This is a genomic window from Streptomyces sp. NPDC058045 (assembly GCF_042885635.1).
In the GTDB taxonomy this organism is placed as follows: domain Bacteria; phylum Actinomycetota; class Actinomycetes; order Streptomycetales; family Streptomycetaceae; genus Streptomyces.
The window spans coordinates 1-18,579 of record NZ_JBHVRR010000077.1 but is presented as its reverse complement, the minus strand read 5'-3'; the positions used below and the strand labels follow the sequence as shown (position 1 = coordinate 18,579).

Annotated in this window: 14 protein-coding genes, 4 tRNA genes and 1 pseudogene; 10 read left to right on the top strand and 9 right to left on the bottom strand. The window is 70.8% G+C overall.

Features of this window, described 5'->3' with window-relative positions:
• The 8 genes and pseudogenes from ACFVST_RS27715 to ACFVST_RS27680 form a co-directional block, all read right to left on the bottom strand.
• Positions 1–182 (bottom strand): annotated as a pseudogene (locus ACFVST_RS27715) (ATP-binding protein); the annotation flags it as partial.
• Positions 163–732: a DUF742 domain-containing protein gene (locus tag ACFVST_RS27710; protein WP_390156333.1), complete on the bottom strand. Its 570-nt coding sequence runs from the start codon at positions 730–732 to the stop codon at positions 163–165. The gene ACFVST_RS27710 and the pseudogene ACFVST_RS27715, both read right to left, overlap by 20 nt.
• An 89-nt stretch (positions 733–821) precedes the next feature.
• Positions 822–1,235 carry a roadblock/LC7 domain-containing protein gene (locus tag ACFVST_RS27705; protein WP_390156332.1) on the bottom strand — a complete coding sequence of 138 codons (414 nt, stop codon included), beginning with the start codon at positions 1,233–1,235 and terminating at the stop codon, positions 822–824.
• Between the two features lie 10 nt (positions 1,236–1,245).
• Positions 1,246–4,452 carry a nitrate- and nitrite sensing domain-containing protein gene (locus tag ACFVST_RS27700; RefSeq protein WP_390156331.1) on the bottom strand — a complete coding sequence of 1,069 codons (3,207 nt, stop codon included), beginning with the start codon at positions 4,450–4,452 and terminating at the stop codon, positions 1,246–1,248.
• Positions 4,453–4,857: 405 nt separating this feature from the next.
• The gene (locus ACFVST_RS27695; RefSeq protein WP_390156330.1) at positions 4,858–5,433 is read right to left on the bottom strand and encodes an ATP/GTP-binding protein; all 576 of its coding nucleotides are present in this window, start codon (positions 5,431–5,433) and stop codon (positions 4,858–4,860) included.
• Positions 5,414–5,824 carry a DUF742 domain-containing protein gene (locus ACFVST_RS27690; RefSeq protein WP_390156329.1) on the bottom strand — a complete coding sequence of 137 codons (411 nt, stop codon included), beginning with the start codon at positions 5,822–5,824 and terminating at the stop codon, positions 5,414–5,416. The genes ACFVST_RS27695 and ACFVST_RS27690 overlap by 20 nt, the downstream gene beginning before the upstream one ends.
• A 138-nt stretch (positions 5,825–5,962) precedes the next feature.
• On the bottom strand, positions 5,963–6,385 hold the full coding sequence (locus ACFVST_RS27685; RefSeq protein WP_390156328.1) for a roadblock/LC7 domain-containing protein: 423 nt from the start codon (positions 6,383–6,385) through the stop codon (positions 5,963–5,965).
• Positions 6,386–10,657, bottom strand: coding sequence for a nitrate- and nitrite sensing domain-containing protein (locus ACFVST_RS27680; protein WP_390156327.1), 4,272 nt, complete (start codon positions 10,655–10,657; stop codon positions 6,386–6,388).
• Between the two features lie 630 nt (positions 10,658–11,287).
• On the opposite strand from ACFVST_RS27680, the gene ACFVST_RS27675 reads away from it, so the two are divergent.
• The 8 genes from ACFVST_RS27675 (at position 11,288) to ACFVST_RS27640 (ending at position 15,165) form a co-directional block, all read left to right on the top strand.
• On the top strand, positions 11,288–11,503 hold the full coding sequence (locus ACFVST_RS27675; protein WP_390156326.1) for a hypothetical protein: 216 nt from the start codon (positions 11,288–11,290) through the stop codon (positions 11,501–11,503).
• A gap of 135 nt (positions 11,504–11,638) precedes the next feature.
• Complete coding sequence (locus ACFVST_RS27670) at positions 11,639–12,439, top strand: fumarylacetoacetate hydrolase family protein (RefSeq protein WP_390156325.1); 801 nt, start codon at positions 11,639–11,641, stop codon at positions 12,437–12,439.
• Entirely contained in the window at positions 12,432–13,913 is a 1,482-nt protein-coding gene (gene gltX, locus ACFVST_RS27665) for a glutamate--tRNA ligase (protein ID WP_390156324.1), read from the top strand. The genes ACFVST_RS27670 and gltX overlap by 8 nt, the downstream gene beginning before the upstream one ends.
• Before the next feature lie 69 nt (positions 13,914–13,982).
• Positions 13,983–14,708 (top strand): HAD family hydrolase, encoded by a 726-nt coding sequence (locus tag ACFVST_RS27660; RefSeq protein WP_390156323.1) that lies wholly within the window; start codon positions 13,983–13,985, stop codon positions 14,706–14,708.
• 90 nt (positions 14,709–14,798) lie between these two features.
• Positions 14,799–14,870, top strand: a tRNA-Gln gene (locus tag ACFVST_RS27655).
• A 21-nt stretch (positions 14,871–14,891) separates the two neighbouring features.
• Positions 14,892–14,964 (top strand) — tRNA-Glu (locus ACFVST_RS27650).
• 28 nt (positions 14,965–14,992) lie between these two features.
• Positions 14,993–15,064, top strand: a tRNA-Gln gene (locus ACFVST_RS27645).
• A gap of 28 nt (positions 15,065–15,092) precedes the next feature.
• Positions 15,093–15,165, top strand: a tRNA-Glu gene (locus ACFVST_RS27640).
• Between the two features lie 308 nt (positions 15,166–15,473).
• Here ACFVST_RS27640 and ndgR read toward each other — a convergent pair.
• Entirely contained in the window at positions 15,474–16,190 is a 717-nt protein-coding gene (gene ndgR / locus ACFVST_RS27635; protein WP_390156322.1) for an IclR family transcriptional regulator NdgR, read from the bottom strand.
• A gap of 181 nt (positions 16,191–16,371) precedes the next feature.
• Here ndgR and leuC point away from each other — a divergent pair, with 181 nt between their 5' ends.
• The gene (leuC, locus tag ACFVST_RS27630; protein WP_390156321.1) at positions 16,372–17,802 is read left to right on the top strand and encodes a 3-isopropylmalate dehydratase large subunit; all 1,431 of its coding nucleotides are present in this window, start codon (positions 16,372–16,374) and stop codon (positions 17,800–17,802) included.
• Between the two features lie 5 nt (positions 17,803–17,807).
• Positions 17,808–18,401, top strand: a complete 594-nt coding sequence (gene leuD / locus ACFVST_RS27625; RefSeq protein ID WP_390156320.1) for a 3-isopropylmalate dehydratase small subunit — start codon at positions 17,808–17,810, stop codon at positions 18,399–18,401.
• Positions 18,402–18,579 lie beyond the last annotated feature (178 nt).

Sequence of the window (18,579 nt, the reverse complement as noted above, 5' to 3'; positions counted from 1 at the left end):
GTGTGGGTGAGGTCGTCGATGCCTGCTGAGGCCGAGGTCATCACGGCCTCGGTACGCAGCGGGTTGATCTCCGAGACCGCGCCGACGAACGTGGTCTTGCCCACGCCGAAACCGCCGGCCACCACGATCTTCGCGCTGGTGGTCGATCTGGCGGTCCCGCCGCTAGAGCTTGCGAAGTCCACTGAGCACCCTTTCGAGCAGTGTCACGTCTGGCTGGCCTCCCGCGTTCTCGTCCCCGCCCGGCTGGTGGATGGCGACGAGTCCGGCCTCGGCCAGGTCGGCCACGAGGATCCGGGCAACGCCCAGAGGAATGGTGAGAAGTGCCGAGATCTCAGCGATCGACTTGATCTCCCGGCACAGGTGGCAGATCCGCTGGTGCTCGGGCAGTTGGCCCTGCAACTGGTGCGGCTGCGCGGTGGTGTGCACCAGCGCCTCGATGGCGAGCTGGTAGCGCGGCCTGGTCCGGCCGTTGGTCATCGCGTACGGCCGTACCAGCGGGTTGGCACGGTTGGAGGGCGCTTCCTCCGGGATGTGCTGCGGCGGCTCGTACGGCTGGATACGGGGGGAGCGCGGTTGTTCGTACTGGTACGGGGGCTGGGGCGGGTAGGGGGTGCCGCGGTGGCCACCGGGGGCGGAGGGGTGCGTGTAGCGGTGCTGTGAGCCGTCACCCCCCGGCTGTGCGGCCCCGCGGGGCCAGTGCGCCGAAGACGGACCGTCCTGGGGTGTTGTCACGTTTTCCTCCTCCGACTGCCGGGCACCGAACGGGGACCGCGTCCCCGAAACCTTACGGGCAGGGACGGCGGAAAGGCATTGCTGCTACGTCAGTTGAGAAGACTGCCCTGGAGTTCGGCCCGGAGGTCGGGGGTGAGGACGGTGCCCGCGCGGTCGACGAGAAGTGCCATCTCGTACCCGATGAGGCCGATGTCCGCTTCCGGGTGTGCGAGTACCGCGAGCGAGGAGCCGTCCGAGATGGACATGATGAAGAGGAATCCCCGCTCCATCTCCACAACTGTCTGATTCACACCGCCGCCCTCGAAGATACGGGAGGCGCCCGCGGTCAGCGAGGTCAAACCGGAGGCGACGGCGGCCAGTTGGTCGGCGCGGTCGCGGGGGAAGCCTTCGGACATCGCCAGAAGAAGTCCGTCGGCGGAGACCACCACGGTGTGGGACACCCCGGGGGTGTTCTCCACGAAGTTGGTGATCAACCAGTTCAGGTTCTGTGCCGCCTGGCTCATCGGGCTCACACTAACGCTCCTGGTCGTAGGTGCTGTCAGGACCACTGTGCGGATCGCCAATGGCCTGGCCGTTCGTGTCACTTCCTGCGCTGCGTCCCCGCTGGACACCGCGGTGCAGGTTGCTCAGCCTGCCCCGGACGTCCTCGGGGGCGCGGGAGACCTGGGGGCCGCCCTGCGGGTTCTGTTCCGCGGTGCCGTCGACCAGATTGGCCTTGGGCACCCGCCGAGGCAGGCCCGACGGGGTCACCCCGCCGGCCTTGGGCTCGCGCAACTGCTCGGCGCGCCGCCAACGTTCGTCGTTGGGCGACCGCCAGCCCTCGGTCGGCGCGGTGTCCTCACTGCCGTTCGCGGACGGGCCGCGGCGCGGCAGGCCCGCGTCGGTCACCGCGTGGGGGGTGCTCGGAGCCGGACCCTGCTGGTCGCAGCCTACGCCGTCGTGGTCCTGGGCGGCAGTGCCCGGGGACGAATCCGGCCCGACCGGGTAACTGCCGCTGAGGTAACCGCTGTTGGGGCTTGCGTTGCCGTTGACGCCGTAGTCCATGCGCTGCCCGTCGTCGACGTTGTGGACCGGCCCGGCCAGGAGCGGATCGCCGGGTTCCGGGTGCTGTGGCTGCGCATAGTCGTCACCGGGCGCGGGGTAGCCGTCTGCGGTCGCCGCGTAGCCGTCTCCGGCCTCTCCGGTCGCGGGGTAGCCGTCATAGCCGTCATAGCCGTCGACGGGCTGGGGGTAGGCCTCTGCGGCCGGGGCGTACGGCTCTCCGTGGTACGCCTGCCAATCGGTGCCGGGGGAGTGGCCGTCGGGTGAATAGCCGTTGCCGGGCTGGCCGTTGTACGCGGCGGGGTCGGCGTAGGGGGCGGACTGGTCGTACCCGGTGGGCTGGTCGTACCCGGTGGGCTGGTCGTACGCGGTGGGCTGGGTGTAGGCGGACTGGTCGTAGCTGGTGGGGTCCTGGTGGCCGGTGGGGTCTTCCAGGCCGGGCTGGGGGGTGGGGTCCGGCTGGGGCTGCTGGTCGGGGGCCGGGGTGGGCTGGGCCTCCAGGGCCGCGCGGCGTTCCCCGCGCAGCAGGGCGGAGGAGGCGGTGAACTCACCGTCCGCGGGCTGCTGTCGGCCGCCGCCACCCTGGGTGATGATCTCGGGCAGCATCACCAGCGAGGTGGTGCCCGCCTGTTCGCCGGAGGGCCGCAACTGGACGCGGATGCCGTGGCGGGCGGAGAGCCGGCCGACCACATAGAGGCCCATGCGCTGGGAGATGGCCACGTCCACGGTGGGCGGGTTGGCGAGTTTGTGGTTCAGCTCGGCGAAGTCCTCGGAGGTGAGCCCGATACCCTTGTCGTGGATCTCGATCATGACGCGGCCGTCGGGCAGCCGGGTCGCGGTGACCCGGACCTTGGTCTGCGGCGAGGAGAAGGTGGTGGCGTTCTCCAGCAGCTCCGCCAGCAGATGCACCAGGTCGGTCACGGCCAGGCCGTGGATCTCCGCGTCCGGCACGCCCTCCAGCTCGATCCGGTGGTACTTCTCCACCTCGGCGGAGGCCGCGCGCAGTACGTCCACCAGCGGCACCGGCTGGTCCCAGCGGCGGCCGGGCTCCTCCCCGGCGAGGACCAGCAGGTTCTCGCCGTTGCGGCGCATCCGGGTCGCCAGGTGGTCGAGCCGGAAGAGGTTCTCCAGCTGGTCCGGGTCGGCCTCGTTGTTCTCCAGTTCGGTGATCACCGTCAACTGGCCTTCGATCAGCGACTGGTTGCGGCGCGACAGATTGGTGAAGATCGCGTTGATGTTGCCCCGCAGCAGCGCCTGCTCGGAGGCGAGCCGGACCGCCTCCCGGTGTACCTGGTCGAAGGCGCGGGCCACCTCGCCGATCTCGTCCGTGGAGGAGATCGGGATGGGCCGCACCCGGGTGTCGACCCGGCCCGGATCGGTACGCGACAACTGGTCCACCAGCATCGGCAGCCGCTGCTCGGCCACCGCGAAGGCGGCGGTGCGCAGCCGGCGCATACTGCGGCTCATCTGCCGCGCCATCAGACCGGCCAGTACGAACGCGGCGAGCAGCGCCACCAGGACGACGCCCGCGGTGATGAAGGTGTCCCGCTTGGCCTTGTCCGCGATCCCGGCGGCCTCGCTCGCCGCCTTGTCCGCGAGGCCGGACTCGATGGTGCGGTACGAGTCGAACTTGGCGGTGTTCACGGCCCAGAAGTTGGCCGGGGTGATCCCCTTCGCGGCGAGTGCGGTGCGGGCGGCCGGCTTGGTGTCCGGCAGTACGGAGAGCGCGCCCACCATGGCCTTGGCGGAGGGCGGCGGCACATAGCGCTCACCCTGCTTCTCGGCCTCCGCGCCGACCCGTCCGGCCGCCTTCTCACCGTCCGCCTCGGCCTTCTTCTGCGCCGCGGTCAGCCGCGCCAGGTCCCCCGGGGTGCCGCCGGAGGTGTACTCCTCGACGGCGATGCCCTCCAGATAAGCGTACGAGCCGAGGGCCACCCGCTGCTTCGCCAGGGAGTCGTCGCCCGGACCGGGCTTGGTCAGCATGTGCATCCCGATGGAGCGCTCCAGGGAGAGCGCCGCCTTGGACAGCGAGATGGCGTAGACGGTGCGGCCGTAGCTGGTGATGTTGCCGGTGCCCAGGCCGAGTTCGTTGGCGAACTCCATCAGCGGGTGCTGGATGGCGACGTAGTCTTCCTCGGTCTTCACGCCGGGGAGCTTGGCGGTGTAGGCGTCGGCGCGCAGCTTGGACAGCCGCGGCTCCACCTCGTGGAAGTCGGTCATCCGCCGGTCCAGGCCGGGGGTGTGCGGCATATCGGTGGCGGCCCGCTCGAAGTCCTGGGCGGCCTGGTCGGTGGCGGCTCGGGCCCGCCGTACTGCAGGATCGTTCCGCTTGCCCTTGAGCAGGGGGGCCGCGGAGATGTCGCGTTCGTCTATCAGCCGATGGCCGTAGGTGAGGGCGGCGCGCACCAGGCGGGCGGTGTGCTCCGCGTCCTTCGCCTCTCTCCAGGTGTCGATGGAGCCCTTGACCTGGAAGCCGCCCATGAGGAGGCCGACCAGGACGGGGATGAGCAGGATCGCGTTCAGCCGCGTCGGCACCCGCCAGTTGCGGGGCGAGAATCGGCCACCCGGATCGGGCAGCGGCTCCGCGGCAGGTGCGTCCGCGGTGGAGACAGCCGCGCGCGGTGGCGGCGTGAAGTTGCCCCGTGCCCGCGGCGCGGGACCGTTCTTGCTTCGCCTCACTCGACCAACAACCTCTCGGCGTCGGCACCAGACCCCTGTGCCGCTGACTTCCGCACCCTTGCTACCGGGCAGTTCACGGAATTCCAGCACGTCAGCCGGTAGTGCGCCAAACATTGTGTGAGGGAAGCGAGTTGCGCCAAAAGCCATGGATAAATCGGGCATAAAAAACAAGCCCCACCAAAAGGCGGGGCTCATGTGAGCTCAGGGACATCGGGCGAACGCTGCGCGTGGCGACGGCCCGGTGATTGCTTGTTGAAACGTTATGAACGCCGAGGCCGACCGTGTCAAAGGACACAGTCGGCCTCCGGTTCGGCTACGACAACTTCCGTAGAGATCAAGCCAGTTGATCACCACGGAATCCGTACCGTGAACGGGCTCCGCGCTACCACGGCAGCCCGCTGCGGGCTATCGCAATCGGGCCATCAGGGCGTGCTCGACCAGGGTGATGAGCGCGCTCTTGGCGTCGCCGCGGTGGCGCGCGTCGGTGGTGATGATGGGGGTGTCGGGCCCGATCTGGAGCGCTTCCCGTACTTCGTCGGGGGTGTACGGCTGGTGGCCGTCGAAGCCGTTGAGGGCGATGACGAAGGGGAGTCCGCTGTTCTCGAAGTAGTCGACGGCGGGGAAGCAGTCGGCGAGGCGGCGGGTGTCGACGAGGACGACGGCTCCGATGGCGCCGCGGACGAGGTCGTCCCACATGAACCAGAAGCGGTCCTGTCCGGGGGTGCCGAAGAGGTAGAGGATGAGGTCCTGGTCGAGGGTGATGCGGCCGAAGTCCATGGCCACCGTGGTGGTGGTCTTGTCTCCGGTGTGGGTGAGGTCGTCGATGCCTGCTGAGGCCGAGGTCATCACGGCCTCGGTACGCAGCGGGTTGATCTCCGAGACCGCGCCGACGAACGTGGTTTTCCCCACGCCGAAACCGCCGGCCACCACGATCTTGGCAGAGGTCGTCTGGCGACCCCCGTCAGAGCTTGCGAAGTCCACTGAGCACCCTTTCGAGCAGTGTCACATCCGGCTGACCGCCTGCGTTCTCGTCCCCGCCGGGCTGGTGGATGGCGACCAGCCCGGCCTCGGCCAGGTCGGCCACGAGGATCCGGGCGACGCCGAGCGGCATCGACAGCAGAGCCGAGACCTCGGCCACCGACTTCACCTCGCGGCACAGGTGGCAGATCCGCTGGTGTTCCGGCAGCAGGCCCATCAGCTGGGCCGGGTCTGCGGTCGTGCTCACCAGCGCCTCGATGGCGAGCTGGTAACGCGGCCTGGTCCGGCCGTTGGTCATCGCGTAGGGACGCACCAACGGCTGGTCGCCTTCCGCGCCGTACGACGCATGGTGAGACGCTCCGTACGGATCGTGAGAGGCGGTGGGCGGGGTCATGAATCCTCCGGGCGGGACAGCAAGAGGTCTGCGTGCCGTCTGACAGAGCCGGTGGGGGGACTGGAGTTGGCGGCCGGACGGTGGGGTCGTTCCTGAGTCGTTGACGGTCTTGCGGACGAGGTGGAGCGTTGTGGCTGACTAGTGAAGCAGGCTTCCCTGAAGTTCCGCACGCAGGTCCGGTGTCAGCACCGCACCCGCCCGGTCCACCAGCAACGCCATCTCGTATCCCACCAGGCCGATGTCGCACTCCGGGTGGGCAAGGACGGCCAGTGAGGAACCGTCCGAGACGGACATGATGAAGAGGAACCCCCGCTCCATCTCCACCACCGTCTGGTTGACCGCCCCGCCCTCGAAGATGCGGGACGCGCCCGCCGTCAACGAGGTCAGGCCGGAGGCGACCGCGGCCAGTTGGTCGGCACGGTCGCGCGGGAAGCCTTCGGACATGGCCAGAAGAAGTCCGTCGGCGGAGACCACCACGGTGTGGGACACCCCGGGGGTGTTCTCCACGAAGTTGGTGATCAACCAGTTCAGGTTCTGTGCCGCCTGGCTCATCGGGCTCAACTAACGCTCCTGCTGGTGAGTGGGGCTCGGGAAGCTGCCGGTCGACGGGCCGTTGCCGGCCTGCCGCCCCTGCTGGATGCCCCGACGGAGATTGGTCAGCCGGCCGCGTACGTCATCAGGCGCACGCGACACCTGCGGACCGGTCTGGTGCTGCTGCTGCTGAGCCGTGCCCGCGACGAGGTTCGCCCGCGGCACCCGGCGCGGCAGCCCGGACGTGGTGACCCCGCCGGCCGACGGCTGCCGGACCCGCTCGGCCTGCCGGCCCAGTTCGTCGTTGGGCGAGGAACGCCAGGTGGGGGAGGCCCCGCCCTGGTCGCCCGCGGCGCCCGGACCAGCTGAACCGTTCGTACTGTGCGCGCCGTTGGCACGCCCCGTACCGGTCGTGCCCGCGGGGGCCTGGGGCGTGCCCAGGACACCGGGGCCGCCCGGTATGGTCGCCGGCCGCACGGTGGCGTCCGGAGTCTCTGGCTGGGCCTGCTGGGGCCCGGGATCCGCCTGCCGGCCCGCGGCCGGGTCGCCCTGACCACCGCGGAACCAACTGGTCTCCATCAGGTTGTCGTAGAGCGGGGTACGTCCGTCGCCGGGGCTCTGGGCCGGCGGCAGCGCCTCCGGCTCCGGCCGCCGCTGCACCGCGGGCCACCGGTCCCCGGGGAACCCGGGCCGCTCGAACTCACCGGTACCGGACGGGTCTTGGCCGGGCCGTGTGAACTGGCCTGTGCTGGACGGGTCTTGACCGGGGCGTGTGAACTGGCCTGTGCTGGACGGGTCTTGACCGGGCCGTGTGAACTGGCCTGTGCTGGACGGGTCCTGGCCGGGTCGCTGGTACTCGCCCGTGCGGGAGAGGTCCTGGCCCGACAGCGCGAACTGGCCGGTGTCGGACGGACCTTGGCCGAGTTGGGCGAACTGGCCTGTACCGGAAGGGTCTTGGCCGAGCTGGGCGAACTGCCCGGTGCCGGACGGATCCTGGTCCGGGTAGCGGTCGTAGCCGCCGGTGTCGTAACCACCGCCGTCATGGCCGGAGTTGCCGTGAGCCCCGCGGTCGTAGCCCTGGCGGCCGGCGTCGAGGTCGGCGCGGGCCTGCTGCGGCTCCTGGGGCCTCGGGTACGAGCCGGTGGACTCGCCCCGGCCGCCGAAGACATCGGAGCGGACGAAGGTGCCGTCGCCCTGGGATCCGCCGCGCTGCGGGAGGCCCGCCGGCGGTCCCTGCCGGGCGTCGATACGGGGGAACTGCGCGGTGTCGGTGTCGCCCCGCGGCGGCTCCCGGTCCTCCGTGATCCGCGGCAACTGCGCCGTGGAACCGGGGCCCTGCCGCTCGTCGTACCCGGCATAGGCGTCCTGGCGGGTGTCCTGGGCCTGGTGCTCCTCGTGGCCGCGCGGGCCGTCCTGGGCGCCGGGCAGCGCCGGACGTTCGCCGGCCTCGCTCCAACTCGGCACCCGGGGCTGGGAGTTGCCGCCGGGCAGCTCGGCACGCGGACCGCCGCGCGCCGGCAACTCCGGCCTGCGGCCCGGCTCCTGGGCGTCCCCGGTGCGCTGCTGCGGCGGCACCGGACCGCGGCTCCCGGGCCCGCCGATACCGGCCGGACCGAGATCCTGCACCGGGCCGAGGTCCTGGGCGGACCCCTGGTCCTGGGCGGCGGCCGCCTGGTGCCCGAAGGCGCCGGCCATCGGGTACCGGTCCTGCCGGGGAGTGCCGGGGCCGCCCTGCGGGGTGGCGGGGCCGCCGAAGAGGTTCACCCCGGTCGACGGCGTCGCACGCTCGCGGCCGGGCAGGTTGCCCTGCGGCTCGCGGGTGGGCAGGCCACCGGTCTGCGGTTCGCGGGTCGGCAGGCCGCCCTCGCGCTCGCTGCGGCCGCTGTCCCGGGCGGGCAGCGCCGCACGCGGGCCGGAACCCGCGCCGACCTCGCCGCGCCGGCCGCGCTGCGGAGTGACGAGCCGGGTGGAGCGGGAGGACTCCAGCAGGGAGGCACCGCCGCCGCCGGCGCCCGCGTTGCGGCGGGCCTCCGCGGCACCGGCCGCGGCCTGCGCGGCGGCCGGACCGCCACCCGGCTTGCCCGGTACCTTGCGCCCGCCCTGCGCCACCTCGACCGGCAGCATGACCAGCGCGGTCGTACCACCGGAGTCGGACGGCCGGAGCTGGATGCGGATGCCGTGCCGCTGCGAGAGGCGGCCGACCACGAAGAGGCCCATCCGGCGGGAGACCGACACATCCACGGTGGGTGGCGAGGCGAGCCGCTCGTTGATGGAGGCCAGATCCTCGGGGGAGAGGCCGATACCGGTGTCGTGGATCTCGATCAGCACCCGGCCGTCGGGCAGGGCGTGACCGGTGACCTTGACCTTGGTCTGCGGGGAGGAGAACGAAGTGGCGTTCTCCAGCAGCTCGGCGAGCAGGTGCACCAGGTCGTTGACGACCCGGCCGGCGACCTCGGTGGCGGGCACCGAGGCCAGCTCGATCCGCTCGTACTGCTCCACCTCGGAGGCCGCCGCACGGAGCACGTCGACCAGCGGGACGGGGCGGGTCCAGCGGCGGCCGGGCTCCTCACCGGCGAGCACCAGCAGGTTCTCGCCGTTGCGGCGCATACGGGTCGCCAGGTGGTCCAGCTTGAAGAGCGAGGAGAGCTGGTCCGGGTCGGCCTCGCGGGACTCCAGCTCGGAGATCAGCGACAACTGGCGCTGGATGAGGCCCTGGCTGCGGCGCGAGAGGTTGGTGAACATCGCGTTGACGTTGCCCCGCAGCAGGGCCTGCTCGGCGGCCAGCCGGACCGCCTCGCGGTGCACGTCGTCGAAGGCCGCGGCCACCTTGCCGATCTCGTCGCGGGAGTGCGCGCCGACCGACGCGACGGAGGTGTCGACATCCTGCGGGTCCGAATCCGAGAGCTGCTTGACCAGCTCGGGCAGGCGGTCCTGGGCGACGCGGGTCGCGGTGTCCTGGAGCCGGCGCAGCGAGCGGATCATGGAGCGGCCGACCAGGAAGGCGCCGACTATCGAGACGCCGAGCACGAGCAGGATCAGGACACCCGAGATGATCGCGCTCTGCTTGGACTCGTTGCGCAGGTTCCGGGCCTTCTGCTCCATGTCGCTGAGCAGGGATCCCTCGATCTTGATCATGGCTTGGATCTTGGTGGAGTCGGCGTCCACCCAGTCCTTGTAGGACCGCTTCTCCTGGATCTTCAACCCGTCCCGCTGGCGCAGGACGCGGTCGGCGTAGGTGTCGGCTTCCTTGATGGTGGGGTTGCCGTTGTTGATCGGCATCAGCAGTTCGTCGGAGGTGTCCCCGCCGTTGCCCTGGGCGTCGCCGTCGTAGATGGCGGAGAAGGCCTGCAGTCTGGAAGCCTCCTTGGTGTGGGCCGCGAACCCGTAGTGCCGATCGGTCTCGGAGAGCTTGCCGGGGTCCTTGCTGTTCGGCGGCAGGGCGGCGGCGATCACGGCCCGCTGCACCGAGGCGTACTCCTTGGCGGTGGAGAACGCGGCCAGGGCGCGGGTGCGCTGGACCATCTCCGGATTGCTGGTGGCCTGCGCCATGTCCTGGGACAGGTTCAGCAGTTGCTCGATGAGCTGACTGTAGGCGTCGATCGTCTGCAGGGAGGAGGACGGGTCCTGGTAGGCCCGGCTGCGGATTTCCTGGAGGTCGTTGAGCTGGCCGGAGACCTGGGTGATGCTGGTCCGGACGCCGAGCAGATCCTTCGTCTTGCTCTTCTTGCCGGCCTCGTCGATCTTCCTGGTCTCGTCGGAGAACTCGTCCTTGTGCTTGTCGGTCACGGCCCGCGTTCGCGTCACGTCGTAGGCGCTGGTGCCGGTGCCGTGGGCGAGGGGACCTGCCGAGCGGTCCCGCTCCTCCTGGAGGGCGGTGGCCAGCTGGGTGGCCTGCTTGGTCAACTCCGTCAGCAGCTTCATGTTGTCGAGCTGCTGGATGTCGTCCATGTTCTGGTTGATGCGGACCGCGCCGAGGGAGGTCGCGGCGACCACAGGCAGCGCCAGCAGGGACACCAGCCGGGTGGAGATACGCCAGTTGCGCAGCGCGAGCCGCGAACCGGTGCCGGCCGAACCGGACTTGGGACCCGGCGCCGGCTTCACATCGGCCGGCGGACTCGCGGAGTCGCCGTCCTTGCCACCGCCACCGCCACTGCCGCCGAGCGGTGCGCCGCCCTTGCCCGACGGCCGCTGGGTCTGCGTCGGGGCGTGCTGGGGCGAGGAGCCGACTGACGTGGGGTCAGTCTCGCCGCGCGGCTCCGGCTCGGCCGAAGCGCTGCCATCCCTCTTGAAACGTCCCTGCACTAGCGTCGCAACCTCTGGACCAGGCGCCCCTCCGCTCGCACGGTGGGACGGTGTCGGCGTCGTGGGGCGCCGTGGCACCCCGGTGGTCGTCAGTGAACCGGCGCTGCTCCCCCTCCTTCGCCGCCACTCGGCGCTGCTGTGCGCCCCGGCGCGCCGGCTCCTTACCCGCGGCGGTTCCGGGGAATTCCAGCACAGAGCAGGATCTCCAACAAGGCCCATGTCCCAGCCTGTGACCACCGTGACGCCATGTGTCGAGAGCGTCACGAGCTGTGGAAAACGTTCCACCGTCAATGGGGGCGAACCGGGCGCGTGCGGGGGTGCGGTGATGTGTTCGCGACGTCATGATCGGTAACGGGAAACCGGCTTCGATGGTGCAATGTCCGTTTCCCGCCCTCGAGGAGACGGGCGGATATGCTCCGTTTGTTCCAAGATCCGTGAGGAAACTCACATGAAGATCATGGCTACTTAGCGTCTTCGGCCGGGAAGCGGATGTTTAGCCTGACGCTTTACACAGCGGGCGTTTCTGTCGAGTGCCGCCCGCTCTCCCGCCCACCGACAGGGCGCCCGAAACGGCCCCGGTACGGCTGGCCGCGAGCGGCGCCCCCCACCCGAGAAGGCCGCAGACACCCGATGAAGACCACGCTGCTCATCCGCAACATAGCCAACCCGCGTCGCACGACCCTCGCCCACCTTGAGGACAGCGGTGAACTGCAGTCGGCCGAGCAGCCGGAGCACACCGCCGACCTCCCCGCCAACACCGCCAACCCCCGCCGCACCGTGCTGATGACGGTCCCCGGCACGGCGGCCGGCGCCACCGGGGAAGCAGCCGAGGCCGCGGCGGTCTGACGGGCGCGAGCCCGGCGTGGTCGACGTGAGCTGACGCGGCCCCGGCGGCCCGGCTCCCGGGTCGGTGGGGCGCCCCTCCCGCGTTAGCCTGGAGCGTCAGACTCCAGCGGGCTCAGTGAGGGGCACAGGCAACCCGTGCGCATCGCCAGATTCTCCATCGACGGCAATGTCGCCTTCGGCGCGGTCGAGGGCGACACCGCCGCCGGCGGCGGCACCGAAGGTCTCGTCCTCGACATCATCAAGGGCATCCCGTTCGCCGAATTCGAGCTGTCCGGGACGAAGGTGCCGGTGAGCAAGGTCCGCCTGCTGCCGCCGGTACTGCCCAACAAGGTCGTCGCCTTCGGCCGCAACTACAGCGACCACGCGAAGGAACTGGGCAACACGGTGCCCGAGACGCCGTTCGCCTTCTTCAAGCCGTCCACCTCCGTCATCGGACCCGGCGACGAGATCGCGTACCCGTCCTTCTCCGAGGAGCTGCACCACGAGGCGGAACTGGCCGTGGTCATCGGCCGGATGTGCCGCGAGGTGCCCCGGGAGCGCGTCGCCGACGTGATCCTCGGCTACACCTGCGCCAACGACATCACCGCCCGCGACGTACAGCGCCGCGAGAAGCAGTGGGCACGCGCCAAGGGCTTTGACTCCTCCTGCCCCCTCGGCCCGTGGGTGGAGACCGGACTCGACCTGGCCGCGGCGAACGACCTCACCCTCCAGTGCACCGTCAACGGCGGCCAGCGCCAACTCGGCCGCACCAGCGAGATGATCCACCCCATCGAGGACCTGGTGGTCAACATCTCCGAGGCGATGACCCTGCTGCCCGGCGACGTCATCCTCACCGGCACCCCGGCCGGAGTCGGCCCCCTCAACGCCGGCGACGAAGTCGCCGTCACCATCGAAGGCATCGGCACTCTCACCAACAAGGTGATCAAGCGTGGCTAACGCGACCCGCGTACGTTTCTGTCCCTCGCCGACCGGCAACCCCCATGTGGGCCTGGTCCGCACCGCCCTGTTCAACTGGGCCTTCGCCCGCCACCAGCAGGGCACTCTGGTCTTCCGCATCGAGGACACCGACGCGGCCCGCGACTCCGAGGAGTCCTACCGGCAGTTGCTCGACGCCATGCGCTGGCTCGGCTTCGACTGGGACGAGGGCCCCGAGGTCGGCGGCCCGCACGCCCCGTACCGGCAGTCCCAGCGGATGGACGTCTACCGGGACGTCGCCCGGAAGCTGCTCGCCGCCGGCCGGGCCTACCACTGCTACTGCTCCACCGAGGAGTTGGACGCCCGCCGCGAGGCCGCCCGCGCCGCCGGCAAGCCCTCCGGCTACGACGGCCACTGCCGCGACCTCACCGAGGAGCGGGCCGAGGCCTACCGCGCCGAGGGCCGGCAGCCCATCGTCCGCTTCCGGATGCCGGACCGGGCGATCACCTTCACCGACCTGGTCCGCGGCGAGATCACCTACCAGCCGGAGAACGTCCCCGACTACGGCATCGTCCGCGCCAACGGCGCCCCGCTCTACACCCTGGTCAACCCGGTCGACGACGCCCTGATGGAGATCACCCACGTCCTGCGCGGCGAGGACCTGCTCTCCTCCACCCCCCGCCAGATCGCCCTCTACGAGGCCCTGATCGACCTCCAACTGGCCACCCGGGTACCGGAGTTCGCCCACCTCCCCTATGTCATGGGCGAAGGCAACAAGAAGCTCTCCAAGCGGGACCCGCAGTCCTCCCTCAACCTCTACCGGGAGCGCGGCTTCCTCCCCGAGGGCCTGCTGAACTACCTCTCGCTGCTGGGCTGGTCGCTCTCCGCGGACCGCGACATCTTCTCGATCGAGGAGATGGTCGCCGCCTTCGACATCGCCGACGTCAACCCCAACCCGGCCCGCTTCGACCTGAAGAAGGCCGAGGCGATCAACGCCGACCACATCAGGCAGCTCGACCCGAAGACCTTCACCGAGGCCTGCGAGCCCTGGCTGAACGCCCCGTACGCCCCCTGGGCGCCCGAGGACTTCGACCGCGCCGCCTTCGAGGAGATCGCCCCGCACGCCCAGACCCGGCTCACCGTCCTCTCCGACATCACCGCCAACGTCGACTTCCTCTTCCTGCCCGAGCCTGTCGAGGACGAGGCCTCCTGGAAGAAGGCGATGAAGGAGGGCTCCGACGCGCTGCTGGCCACCGCCCGCACCCGCCTCGCCGCCCTTGACGGCGAGACCTGGAAGGCGGAGGAGCTCAAGGCCGCCGTCCTGGCCGCGGGCGAGGAGCACGGCCTGAAGCTCGGCAAGGCGCAGGCCCCCGTCCGCGTCGCCGTCACCGGCCGCACCGTGGGCCTGCCCCTCTTCGAGTCCCTGGAGGTCCTCGGCAAGCCCCGCACCCTGGCCCGGATCGACGCGGCACTGGCGAAGCTGGGCGGCGCCTGACCCGTACCGCACGTCCCGCGGGCCGGACACCCCGCACCGGGGGTGCGGCCCGCGGCGTACCGTCGGGGCATGGTCATCCGTGCGGTGGTGTGGGACGTGGACGACACCCTCTTCGACTACACCGGTGCCGACCGGGCCGCCCTCAGCGGGTACCTGGCGGCCCAGGGACGCGAGGCGGGCGACGGCGATGTGCTCCTGCGGTGGCGGGAGATCACCGAGATCCACTGGGCCCGCTTCGCCGCCGGTGAGACGGACTACGAGGGCCAGCGCCGGGACCGGGTCCGCGAGTTCCTCGGCGAGCGGATGACGGACACCGAGGCGGAGGACTGGTTCGGCGGTTACCTGGAGCACTACCGGCGGGCCTGGGCGCTCTTCCCCGACGCGGTGCCCGCCCTGGACGCGCTCGCCGGGCTCTGCCGGCACGCCGTACTGTCCAACTCCAGCCTCTCCCACCAGGATCCCAAGCTGCGCGCGCTCGGTGTGCGGGACCGCTTCGAGGCGGTGCTCTGCGCCGCCGAACTGGGCATCGCCAAGCCGCGGCCCGCCGCCTTCCACGCCGCCTGCGACGCGCTCCGCCTCCCACCGGACCAGGTCGCCTACGTCGGGGTCCATCCGGAGATCGACGGGAGGGGGGCCGCGGAGGCGGGACTGCACTCGTTCTGGCTGGACCGCCTGGGCGCCGCGGACGGCCGTCCCCGGCCCAGGTCCGGGGTGCACCGCATCGCCTCGCTCGCCGAACTGCCCCCGCTGCTGCGCGCGGATACCCGTTTTGGAGCGCCGTCGACCTTCGGGTAGTGTTCTTCCTGCGCCGAGGGGAGCGGACCAAGGTCCAGACCCAGAAGCGCGAAAACCGAACGAAATTCCCGGCAGGGGGTTGTGTTCCGGTGGCCTATGGTGTAATTGGCAGCACGACTGATTCTGGTTCAGTTAGTCTAGGTTCGAGTCCTGGTAGGCCAGCTCGCAGAGCTCATCTGCAAAGCCCCCGTTGTGTAGCGGCCTAGCACGCCGCCCTCTCAAGGCGGTAGCGCCGGTTCGAATCCGGTCGGGGGTACTGCGGGTCTAGCTGGTCTAGACCACTTTGGGCTATGGTGTAATTGGCAGCACGGCTGATTCTGGTTCAGTTGGTTTAGGTTCGAGTCCTGGTAGCCCAGCCGGTTCGCGGCAGTGAGCGCGAATCTCGCCCCCGTTGTGTAGCGGCCTAGCACGCCGCCCTCTCAAGGCGGTAGCGCCGGTTCGAATCCGGTCGGGGGTACAACCGATGACGATGGCCTCCCACCCAGGTGGGAGGCCATCGCCGTATCCGCCGCCGAAGCCACCGCGGCCCGTTGTACGGCGCCTCTCCCGGCCCAACTCCGCCCGCAGCGCGCTGACTTGGCGTTCCGCCTCTGTCTCGCTGTGGCTCGCCCGAACTCTGCGAGCCGTATCCCCGGCGCCCCTTGGCGTGACCCCGGAAAACGGTGAACCGGCCGGTGCCGCCGCGGCGTTGAGGCGGCTCCGGCCGGTTCGGGGACGGGGTGGGGGCGGGCCGGGGGGCGTCCGCGGCCCGGTGGTGCGGGGTGGTCAGCCGGAGCGGCGCAGCGCTTCGGAGAGCCGGCCCGCCGCGTCGATGATGGCCTGGGCGTGCATCCGGCCCGGGTGCCGCGTCAGCCGCTCGATCGGGCCGGACACCGAGACCGCGGCCACCACACGGTTCGACGGGCCGCGTACCGGCGCCGACACCGAGGCCACTCCCGGCTCCCGCTCGCCGATCGACTGCGCCCAGCCGCGGCGCCGTACCCCGGAGAGCGCGGTCGCCGTGAACCGCGCGCCCTGGAGCCCGCGATGGAGCCGCTCCGGCTCTTCCCAGGCCATCAGGATCTGCGCCGAGGAACCCGCCTTCATGGTGAGCGTCGAGCCCACCGGCACGGTGTCCCGCAGACCGGAGAGGCGCTCGGCGGCCGCCACGCAGATCCGCATATCGCCCTGCCGCCGGTAGAGCTGCGCGCTCTCGCCCGTCACATCGCGGAGGTGGGTGAGCACCGGTCCCGCCGTGGCGAGGAGGCGGTCCTCGCCGGCCGCGGCGGCCAGCTCGGCCAGCCGGGGGCCGAGGATGAACCGGCCCTGCATGTCCCGCGCCACCATGCGGTGGTGCTCCAGTGCCACGGCCAGCCGGTGGGCCGTGGGCCGTGCCAGTCCGGTGGCCGCGACCAGCCCTGCGAGGGTGGCCGGACCGGACTCCAGAGCGCCCAGGACAAGGGCAGCCTTGTCCAGAACGCCTACGCCGCTAGAGTTGTCCATGCAACGATACTTGCGTCTCACTTTGTGAAACGCAAGTTCAATTTCCCGTGGAACTTGCCACTCTGTAGATACGGCGGCCCCGAAGACCCGGGGGACGCACGGCCGGCGCGGCCCGGGGGAGCGCGCGCGGCATCCGATCTCTAGTTGTGGCCGGGCGACGACGCCGGCCGGAGGGAAAGCGATGGGTAGGACACTCGCGGAGAAGGTCTGGGACGACCACGTCGTCCGGCGCGCGGAGGGCGAGCCCGATCTCCTCTTCATCGATCTGCACCTGCTGCACGAGGTGACCAGCCCCCAGGCCTTCGACGGCCTGCGCAAGACCGGCCGCCGGGTGCGACGGCTCGACCTCACCATCGCCACCGAGGACCACAACACCCCGACCCTCGACATCGACAAGCCCATCGCGGACCCGGTCTCCCGCACCCAGTTGGAGACCCTGCGCAAGAACTGCGCCGACTTCGGTGTGCGGCTGCACCCGCTGGGCGACGTCGAGCAGGGCGTGGTGCACGTCGTCGGCCCGCAGCTCGGTCTGACCCAGCCCGGTACCACCGTGGTCTGCGGCGACTCCCACACCTCCACCCACGGTGCCTTCGGCGCGCTCGCCTTCGGCATCGGCACCTCCCAGGTCGAGCATGTGCTCGCCACCCAGACGCTGCCCCTGGCCCGTCCCAGGACGATGGCCGTCACCGTCGACGGCGAACTCCCCGAGGGCGTCACCGCCAAGGACCTGATCCTCGCCATCATCGCGCGCATCGGCACCGGCGGCGGCCAGGGCTACATCCTGGAGTACCGCGGCTCCGCCATCGAGAAGCTGTCGATGGAAGCCCGGATGACCATCTGCAACATGTCCATCGAGGCCGGTGCCCGCGCGGGCATGATCGCCCCCGACGAGACCACCTTCGCCTACCTCAAGGGCCGCGCCCACGCCCCCGAGGGCGAGGACTGGGACGCCGCCGTCGCGTACTGGAAGACGCTGCGCACCGACGAGGACGCGGTGTTCGACGCGGAGGTCGTCATCGACGCCGCGGAACTCGCCCCGTTCGTCACCTGGGGCACCAACCCGGGCCAGGGCGCCCCGCTCTCCGCCTCCGTCCCCGACCCCGCTTCGTACGAGGACGCCTCGGAGCGGCTGGCGGCCGAAAAGGCCCTGGAATACATGGGGTTGAGCGCCGGGCAGCCGCTGCGCGAGATCGGTGTCGACACCGTCTTCGTAGGCTCCTGCACCAACGGCCGGATCGAGGACCTGCGCGCCGCCGCCGCGATCGTCGAGGGGCGCAAAGTCGCCGACGGCGTACGGATGCTGGTGGTTCCGGGCTCCGCGCGGGTCGGTCTCCAGGCCGTCGAGGAGGGCCTGGACAAGGTGTTCAAGGACGCCGGAGCCGAGTGGCGGCACGCGGGTTGCTCGATGTGCCTCGGTATGAACCCCGACCAACTGGCCCCCGGCGAGCGCTCCGCGTCCACCTCCAACCGCAACTTCGAGGGACGGCAGGGCAAGGGCGGCCGCACCCACCTGGTCTCCCCGCAGGTCGCCGCCGCCACCGCGGTCCTCGGCCACCTCGCCTCGCCCGCCGACCTGTCCGACGCCGACGTCCGTACGCCCGCTGGAGTCTGAGAACCATGGAAGCCTTCACCACCCACACCGGCCGGGCCGTCCCGCTGCGCCGCAGCAACGTCGACACCGACCAGATCATCCCCGCCCACTGGCTGAAGAAGGTCACCCGGGACGGCTTCGAGGACGGGCTGTTCGAGGCCTGGCGCAAGGACCCGGAGTTCGTACTGAACCGGCCCGAGCACGAGGGCGCCACGGTGCTCGTCGCCGGCCCCGACTTCGGCACCGGCTCCTCCCGCGAGCACGCCGTCTGGGCGCTCCAGAACTACGGCTTCAAGACGGTCATCTCGTCCCGCTTCGCCGATATCTTCCGCGGCAACTCCCTGAAGAACGGCCTGCTCACGGTCGTCCTGGAGCAGAAGGTCGTGGACGCGCTGTGGGAGCTGGCGGAGCGCGACCCGCAGGCCGAGATCACGGTCGACCTCCAGGCCCGCGAGGTACGCGCCGAGGGCGTCACCGCCCCCTTCGAACTCGACGAGAACTCCCGCTGGCGGCTGCTGAACGGCCTTGACGACATCAGCATCACGCTCCAGAACGAGAGCGACATCGCCACCTACGAATCCGGCCGCCCCGCCTTCAAGCCGCGCACCCTCCAGGTCTGAACAGGCCACCGGGAACCGCCGCGGCGCTCCCGTGCACCCACCCGAAGTGCCCCCCGCCCCATACGGCGGGGGGGACGTACGCCGTCCCGGCAATAGGGCGGGGGGGGGGCGGGCCCCCGTTGCCGCCTACGCGGGGCCGCTGGGCAAGGCGCGGTGGGAGGGGGAGAGAGGGCCCCCA